We start from the raw sequence: 7,672 nt of genomic DNA, 5'->3' as shown, positions 1-7,672 counted from the left end.
CCGGCCGGCGCACCCGCTTGCTGGTCACCTGACCATCCTGCCCCGTCGTGGCGGCCTGGTCAGCGAGAGTCATCGTCACTGTCTCGATCGTCCTGTCTCGCCCTGCTTCGTATCAAAAGGACTCAATCGTCCCATGTCTCACAGAAGTCTGACAGAGAGGGCACCGATCAGCTCCGCAAGGAGGGCGCGGCGCTCACCGCTCTGCAAACCCAGCTGGAAGCCGTGAACAACGAGGTCAGCGCCCGGGAGCGTGCCTATCGACTCTATGGCGGCTATGTGACAAGGCTGGGGCTTCGGTGCCCAGAGGATGAAGGTGCATTTGCCGCCGTTCACTCTCAGGTCCCGGAGTTCCTGCAGCACGCCGAGGCCGACAAACAACGCATCGACCCACAGTTAAACCGCGCCCGGGCCATGGCCGGGGAAGCCGACAAACTGCACGAGGAGAAGAGCGGCGAACTGGCCGTGCTGCACACCGCCCGCTCACTCCTACCCATTCATGCGCTGCAGCGCCGCGAGTTGATCGCGGACGGTGCGCGGGTGCCGCTGACCGATCTTCCGTATGCGGCCGAACTCATCGACATCGCCAAAGGTCAGGAACGGTGGCGGCCTGCCGCCGAGAAAGTCCTGCGCAGTTTCGGGCTTCGGCTCCTGGTCCTCGAACAGCATAAGAACGCCGTCCGGGAGTTCATCGACACCCACGACATGCAAGGGATCGTCGAATACAGCATTGTCACCGGCGTCTCGGCCCACCAACCTCGTCCCGAGCATGACACCCTCGCCGGCAAGCTCTCCGTGGAGATGTCCCATCGATGCGGTCCATGGCTGGCCGCACAGCTGGTCAAACGGTTCGATCACGTATGCGTGGAGACCGCCCGAGACCTGGAGCAACACCGGGTAGCAGTCACCCTGCTCGGCACCGTGAAACTGCCGGGCAACCACTACCGGAAAGACGATCGCCCCGAACTGACCCGCCCCTCTTCCTACATCCTAGGCACCAACGCCGCAGCCAAGCGTGCCGCGCTCGAACTCGAGGTCGCCGAGCTCGAAACAGCCAAGAAGACGACGACCGCACGAGCGGAAGAACTGGACATCCAGGCGCAGACCGTCCGCTCCACCATTGAGGCTGCCAAGCAGATCTTGAACTACACCACGTGGGCGGACCTGGACCACTGGACGTCTCGGCGCACCGCCCAAGCCCTAGCCAGTCGCATCGAGGATCTCAAAGCGGGAGATGTGAACCTCCTCCGGCTGGAGCAGCAACGCGACAAGGCTAAGAACGACTGGGATCACCTGGTCGACAAATGTGCGTTCACCCGCAACACGATCAAAACCGACGAGGAGCGCAGCCGCCAGCTCACCAGCCTGTACCAGGTCGAGGAGCCTCAGCCACATGTCATCAGCGAGGACCGGGACCGCGTCTACCTCGATGAGGTTTACGCTGAGCTTGGCATGGCCGTAGCCCCCGAGACGATCGGGCAGGCGCGACTCGCCTTCCGCCGCGAGCTTGAACGCCGCCGCGATACCGCTGACAGCGACCGGCGGCTCGCGCTCACCCGTATCAAGTGGGCCATCGACGCATTCATCAAGGAGTGGCCTGATGCCGCGCCGGACACCAGCGGTGACCCCGAACGGTCCGGCGGAGCCTTCGCCGCCCTGCACGAGGAGATCAGCCAACGAAAACTCCCGCAGGCTATGGAACGCTTCCAAAAAATGATCAGCGAAGACATGGTTCCCTCAGTGAGCTTCCTGCAGCGCGCCATCGAAAAGGCCGCCGCCGACATCCGCGACCGCGTCACCATGGTCAACGCCGGCTTGAGTCGAGTGGAGTTCAATGTCGGCACCCATCTGCAGATCGCGATAGAACCGCGCCAGTTCGATGCCAGCAAAGAGTTCCGCCGCCATGTCGACGCGCTGCTTCGCAACGCCCCCGCTGCGCGCAAGGACACCCAAGAGTCGCTCCGGCAGTTCAAGCGGGTCCGCGAACTCATGGCACGGTTCACCACCACTGACACCGAAGCCGAACGGTGGCGCCGCGAAGTCCTCGACGTCCGCCTCTCCTACGCCTTCTACGGTCGCGAGGAAACCCCCGACCGGCTGACCGTGCACACCTACCGCAACACCGCCTCCAATTCCGGCGGCGAACAGGAGAAGCTCGTCGCGTTCTGCCTCGCCGCGGCCCTCAGCTACAACCTCGCGGGCCCTGACTCAGGCGGTAGGCCCCGCTTCGCACCCCTCATGCTGGACGAGGCGTTCAGCAAATCAGACGAGACATTCTCCGCCCAAGCCTTGTCGGCGTTCGACGAATTCGGCTTTCAACTCTTGGTCGCCGCGCCGATCCGCATGTCGGGCGTTCTCGAACCGTTCATCGGCCAGGCCATCCTCATCGAAAAACGCCTCACTCCCGGCGGGGCTCGCTCCAACGCCGCATCAGCCACCTTCGGGGAACTCGCCATCCAACGCTTCGCCGAACTCGACGGAGCCGGACGTGCGTCAGCCTGACGAGATCCGGGACTACCTACGCGACCGTTTCGAACGGCACTACCCTGACTGGGCACGCGGCGGCGGCGCCTGGCCGCTACGGATCCAACTCCACCCACCCACCCACCAGAAGCGCTCCACCGACCCGATCGGCTGCCACACATGGGCCCAGACTTGGGCGGCCTATTCTGGCCCTGGCGTCGTAGAACGCGTCAGCGTCCGGTTTCCGACCGGAACCCACGAGATGCCCAAGACACTCGTCCTCACCAGAGCCGCCGATGTGGCGGCCGTCCACCTCAGTACTCAGCGAATCTGGACACGATGCGGGCGACGCCTCGTCGCCCTACAGAGCGCCTTTCCCGACGCACGTTTCACCGGAATTGTCCGCAAAGTCACAGATTTGGCCGAGGTGGACTACCAACGACTGCTCCAGACCGTTACCTGGCTGCGGACCAACCCGACCTCAGGGCTGTTGGTCCGGCAGCTGCCCATTGAGGGCATCGACACCAAATGGCTTCAACGCCACTCCAGCCTCGTCCTGGCCATGCTCGGCGACGCCGGCCCCGAGCATCCAGCGGGAGACGACGAGAGCACCGAGCCAAGCTCACACCGCCGCCGCCTACATGAACGGCTCGGTCTACGGCTACCGCCCGAGCTGATTCAGGTTGCGGTCCTCGACCCCGACCTCCGCGCCGCCGTCGGTGGCATGCGGCACTTCGCCGCCTCCGTCGAAGACCTCAACCGGTGGGCTCGTCATCCCCATCTTGTGCTCATCTTGGAGAACAAGGAGACCGGCTACGCGCTCACCGAGGATATCCCCGGCACCGTCGTCCTGCACGGCAGCGGGTTTCACGTCGCCAACTACGCTCGCATCTCCTGGGTGTGCACCGCATCCCTCGTCTTTTACTGGGGTGACATCGATGCACCCGGCTTCCAGTTCGTCAACGACCTACGCGACTACGGAATCCCCGCTCGCACGATCCTCATGGACATCGCCACACTCGATCGATTCCGCCACCTGACGGTGAATGGAGCAGGCCCTCAACGCACCGCGCTCCCCTTCCTGACCCGTTCCGAACTGGAGACCTACCGGCTACTCACCGACCACGTATCCAGTGAGGGCACGGGGCTGCTCCTTGAGCAGGAACGCATTCCCTGGCCGCACGCCCAAGCAACCCTCATCGCAACGCTGAAGTCCGACCAGATCGACGCACGGACCGAAGCCGGGCCACTGCACCGGCCCGACCGGGACGCGCGCACTCACCCGCAGCAGTCCGGGACGCCCTGAACCTCGACCCATGACGCGAGCCGGAATGTGCCAGCCGCCTACCAGCCGCCGTCCGCGACGTGATGGAACCTGTCGCAAACCTTGAACCATCTTCTCTCGCAGGGACCAGCGGCCCCCCTTAATCTCCTGGGTACCCGCCTTCACCCGCCCGCCCCGGTCACAGCCCAGAGCGACTCTCTTCTAGCCTGAATGCGATGTGCCCCTGCAAGGGAATCCCAATCGTCGCATAGGCGGACGGCAGCAAGATTGCGGAGTAAACTCAGCGCCGCGACGATGGCGCGGGTAACATGGGCACCGTACCGCGCGCCCGAGCATATTGTTACGGGATCACAAAAGTGGCACTATACTTGGCGCGCGTCACCGCGACATAGAGCTTCGCCAGATCGCCCGCTTTTTCGGGATCGCGATTGTGGTAGTAGTGGATCATCGGTTTGGTGGGAAAGATAAGCACCCGATCGAAGGTACTCCCTTTGGATACGCCGATATTCATTGCGGCCAAGCCCTGCGTATCGGAAGTCTTCTGGTGCCTAAGAATGATCGGCGAATACTGTTCCACATATGAGCGGACTTGTTCTGGTCGGATATCGAAGACACCGTCATGCCCGGTAGTCTCGTTATTCATGGATGTAGTCCGGGGTAATTCAGGGTAGAGACCGTCGGCAAAGTCGCAGATCGCCTGATTGCATCGATAGCTCTCGGTTCGCTCCTGGATAAAGCATCGGTCCCTTCGCTGTTGGAGCCAAGAAGAGATTCTGTTTCCCTTGAAATTCGTGTTCTTGCGAGCATTGTTCGTCACGTAGGTGGCCTGTCGAGGGTCGCCCACCATCGTGATCCCCACGGGTGAATCAAGCAACGCGTCGAGTAAATCCAGATCATAGCCAGCCATGTCCTGAACTTCATCGATATAAATGTGATCATATATGCGCGAAAGGCGCCTGATCACCTTACCCTGGCTCAGCCTATTGGCCTCAACGGCAATAGCTGAGACAGCATCGCGATACACAGCATCATGGGAGTCGAGATAGTATCTCCGGGGATTCTTCTTAGCTGCATACTGTGGTTTACTGCCAATGAAGTTCAGTCCGCGTATAACACCAGCCTCACCGAGGACATAGCTCTGATATGGTCGGGCACACTGGCTCATGAGAAATTTGAACCAGCCCATGACCGTCACCTGAGCGGGGAGAACACCACTCCCGATAGATAGTCTCTCTGTTATCTGCCGGAGATTCTCGTTGGTGTACGTAGTGACCAGAACTCGCCGAGATGAGCTTGCAAGGACGCGGTCAACGATGTACTGGGTCTTGCGGGAGCCGGCCGCCGATATTACGGCTAGATTGTCAGCCGATGGCATCTTGGATGTACTCCGGCATATTGATGGGGAGAGGACTATCAAAGACGGCCAAAGCGCACGTAGTCTTATTGTCTATCATGTAATCCAAGAGCTCTTCAGGCGAGCCATACGAAACTCCGAGCACTTTGTTCAATGTTTCGATATCGTTGACCTTAAGGAGCTGAGGTTCGAGTGTTCTATAGTCCTTTCCCTCACCCACACAAACAGAGACGTTGCCATGAGCCAGGTAGGCACTATAGCGAGCGCGAACATCTGCGGCGTCCTGGCCGTCATTGTCTGTCACGACCGTGACATGATTCTGCTTTAGAAGTACCGCGACGTCGAGAAAACGCTTGAACGAGAGCCCCCGCACGTTGATTACATCAATGCCGTTTTCGATAGGCAGGCACCCGTGCCTATCGAGATACGCCCGCTGAATTACCAACTCGTCCGAAGGTCCCTCTACTAGAATTGAGCGCCGGGCCAGCACGAGGCGGAGAGTGTCGTAGCCCGAAAGTTTACGGAAGTAATCACGAGTATCGACAGGCAGGATATCCAGCCGGAATCCGCCGTTGACCGACAGAAGCACGAGCTTCTCCAGCCCCAGTTTGTTCAAGACGTACGAGCTATGGGTGGCAATGAATACCTGCTTTCCCACACATTTCGTACTGATCTTGTTTACAAGCTTACCCAGGTTGGGGAAGGATAAGTGGTTTTCCGGCTCCTCCACCAAAATAGTGTGCGCGTCGTCCACATTCTTGTTCAGCGCAAGGAGTATCTTCAGTGTACTCTGCTCGCCCTTGCCGACAAACTGGAAGGGCAAGTCATCGAGGTGTGGAACTATATTCGTTTCCCAGCTCGCCTTCTGTGAGACATCGATGTTCAGAGTTAACTGACGATCACTGACATCACGTGGAGCACCGCGGAGCTTCTCGTTGATCTCAACGATCGACTCATCATCTGCGAAATTTTCACGGAGACTGCGATAGGCGCGAGAAAGCTCAACTCGTTCCCTGGGGTCGAGGTGAGAACTTATGATTCCACTCAGGTAGTAGTCGACACCGCTCTGGAGCTGAATATTGGACGCGTCGATAAGCGAGGCTGTGGCAGGGACACTTCGGGCAGTAATGCCATTACTTGAAAAATCTAACCAGTCGACTCGATAGTACTCTGTGGGCACAAGTCTCACGTCGGTGGGACGTGCAATGAAGGCTTCGTATTCATCTCGATAGTCGGGATTAAACCCGGCCCGGACGCGGATCCCGGGCGCATCGACCTTCAGGAGATTGTTTGTACCGTAGAGCCCCGCGAGCTCGGCCTTGCTGTCGAAGAAGAGATCAATGATGATCTCGGGCGGGGGCGGAGTTCTCCCGGCCTGGATGGCGGCAACGTACTCTGCGGCCACATCTTTATGAAACATGTAGGGTGATAGCTCTTGGGCGAACAGGCGTCCGCGGATTCGGTTCGTGAGTGCAAGGCCGATTGCCTCAATGAGCGTGGACTTCCCTGCATCGTTATCGCCGACCAAGATATTCAAGTCGGGGTCGAAGTCGAGCTCAAAGCGCCGAAACGTTCGGTAATTCTGGATAACTATCTTGGCAAGCATCGATGAACTCTCCCCACCAAGCGCCGACCGAGGGTCCCGCGCACTAACGCCCTACATGCACCAAAGCCCCGATACCGGAGAGTATCGAGGTGCCGGTGTGACCACAGCAAACCGATCTTGGAAAACCACCCGAAGTGACTACGCGCAAACCCGACAAAGCGATTGAAACGGACATGATGGCCGCCCCCGATATCGCCCCGTTCTGGTTTCGCTGACTCACGGGCCTACCTGTTCAGTTGGCAAGACTGCGAAGGGCAACTGGCGGTGGCGTTGACCTTCTCGGCCATTTCCGCGCGGTCAGGCGATGCTCGTTGCGCCACGCTCTGAGCTGCACGTTCGGGCCGGCTCCCGGCCGAGCCAGGCGTAGAAGGCGCTGCGCGCCACGTCGAGCATCCGGCACAGCCGCTTGACCCCGTAGAGGAGGCGGTGGGGGGAGATGAACCGGAAGCGGCTGATCAACGATCCATCTCCTTGGCAAAATACGCGGCCGCCTTGCGGAGGATCTCCTTTTCCCCAGCTCGGCGACTCGCTTCCGCAGCCGCGCGAGTTCTTCTCGCTCGCCGGCATCGGGCCGGCCCGATGCCGGCGTCGGACTCCTGCTGCTCGGCCTCGCGAACACGCGCAGGGTTTGGCGGTGCATGCCAAGTTCCCGCGCGACATCCGCGCAGGTCCGATGCGACTCGCGGACAAGGCTTACCGCGTCCTTCTTGAACTCATCGCCGTACTTCGACGGACGTGCCACCCGACACTCTCCCCATCCATGGAGCGAGATCCATTGTCAGGGGTGTCCACGTCGAAGGGGAACCTCAGTGTGGTGGGGACGGATCTTCATTCACACTCAGGGCGGCGCCGCCGTGTGGAGGCGTCAGGTTGCACCGGGAGACTTCTGTGTTCTACTCGCCAGAGCGGCGCCGACTACGATCGCGACCAGGCCTAAGACGGTGGTCACAGAGGGCTTCTCATGCAG

The 7,672-nt window shown here is 60.3% G+C and carries 5 protein-coding genes and 1 pseudogene; 2 read left to right on the top strand and 4 right to left on the bottom strand.

The features are described from left to right. Positions 1–222 precede the first annotated feature (222 nt). Both AB0M95_RS40340 and AB0M95_RS40335 read left to right on the top strand, forming a co-directional pair. Entirely contained in the window at positions 223–2,499 is a 2,277-nt protein-coding gene (locus tag AB0M95_RS40340; RefSeq protein ID WP_363776877.1) for an SbcC/MukB-like Walker B domain-containing protein, read from the top strand. Beyond that, positions 2,486–3,766 carry a DUF3322 domain-containing protein gene (locus tag AB0M95_RS40335; RefSeq protein WP_363776875.1) on the top strand — a complete coding sequence of 427 codons (1,281 nt, stop codon included), beginning with the start codon at positions 2,486–2,488 and terminating at the stop codon, positions 3,764–3,766. Before AB0M95_RS40340 ends, AB0M95_RS40335 begins: the two co-directional genes overlap by 14 nt. Positions 3,767–4,085: 319 nt before the next feature. Here AB0M95_RS40335 and AB0M95_RS40330 read toward each other — a convergent pair whose 3' ends face one another. The 4 genes and pseudogenes from AB0M95_RS40330 to AB0M95_RS40315 all read right to left on the bottom strand — a co-directional run. Then, the gene (locus tag AB0M95_RS40330) at positions 4,086–5,120 is read right to left on the bottom strand and encodes a UvrD-helicase domain-containing protein (protein ID WP_363776872.1); all 1,035 of its coding nucleotides are present in this window, start codon (positions 5,118–5,120) and stop codon (positions 4,086–4,088) included. After that, the gene (locus AB0M95_RS40325; RefSeq protein ID WP_363776870.1) at positions 5,107–6,705 is read right to left on the bottom strand and encodes an AAA family ATPase; all 1,599 of its coding nucleotides are present in this window, start codon (positions 6,703–6,705) and stop codon (positions 5,107–5,109) included. Before AB0M95_RS40325 ends, AB0M95_RS40330 begins: the two co-directional genes overlap by 14 nt. A gap of 297 nt (positions 6,706–7,002) precedes the next feature. After that, a complete protein-coding gene (locus tag AB0M95_RS40320) occupies positions 7,003–7,164 on the bottom strand; it encodes a hypothetical protein (RefSeq protein WP_363776880.1) in 162 nt (53 codons plus the stop codon). Between the two features lie 73 nt (positions 7,165–7,237). Next, positions 7,238–7,447, bottom strand: a pseudogene (locus AB0M95_RS40315) (transposase); the annotation flags it as partial. Between the last annotated feature and the right edge of the window lie 225 nt (positions 7,448–7,672).

The sequence above is a fragment of the Sphaerisporangium sp. NPDC051017 genome (assembly GCF_040683095.1).
Classification (GTDB): domain Bacteria; phylum Actinomycetota; class Actinomycetes; order Streptosporangiales; family Streptosporangiaceae; genus Sphaerisporangium.
Note: the sequence above shows the minus strand (reverse complement) of the source record. Positions and strands in the feature narration are given on the sequence as shown.

Coding starts and splice junctions, on each gene's coding strand:
- AB0M95_RS40325 (WP_363776870.1), bottom strand. CDS start 6,705: ATGCTTGCCAAGATAGTTATCCAGAATTACCGAACGTTTCGGCGCTTT.
- AB0M95_RS40330 (WP_363776872.1), bottom strand. CDS start 5,120: ATGCCATCGGCTGACAATCTAGCCGTAATATCGGCGGCCGGCTCCCGC.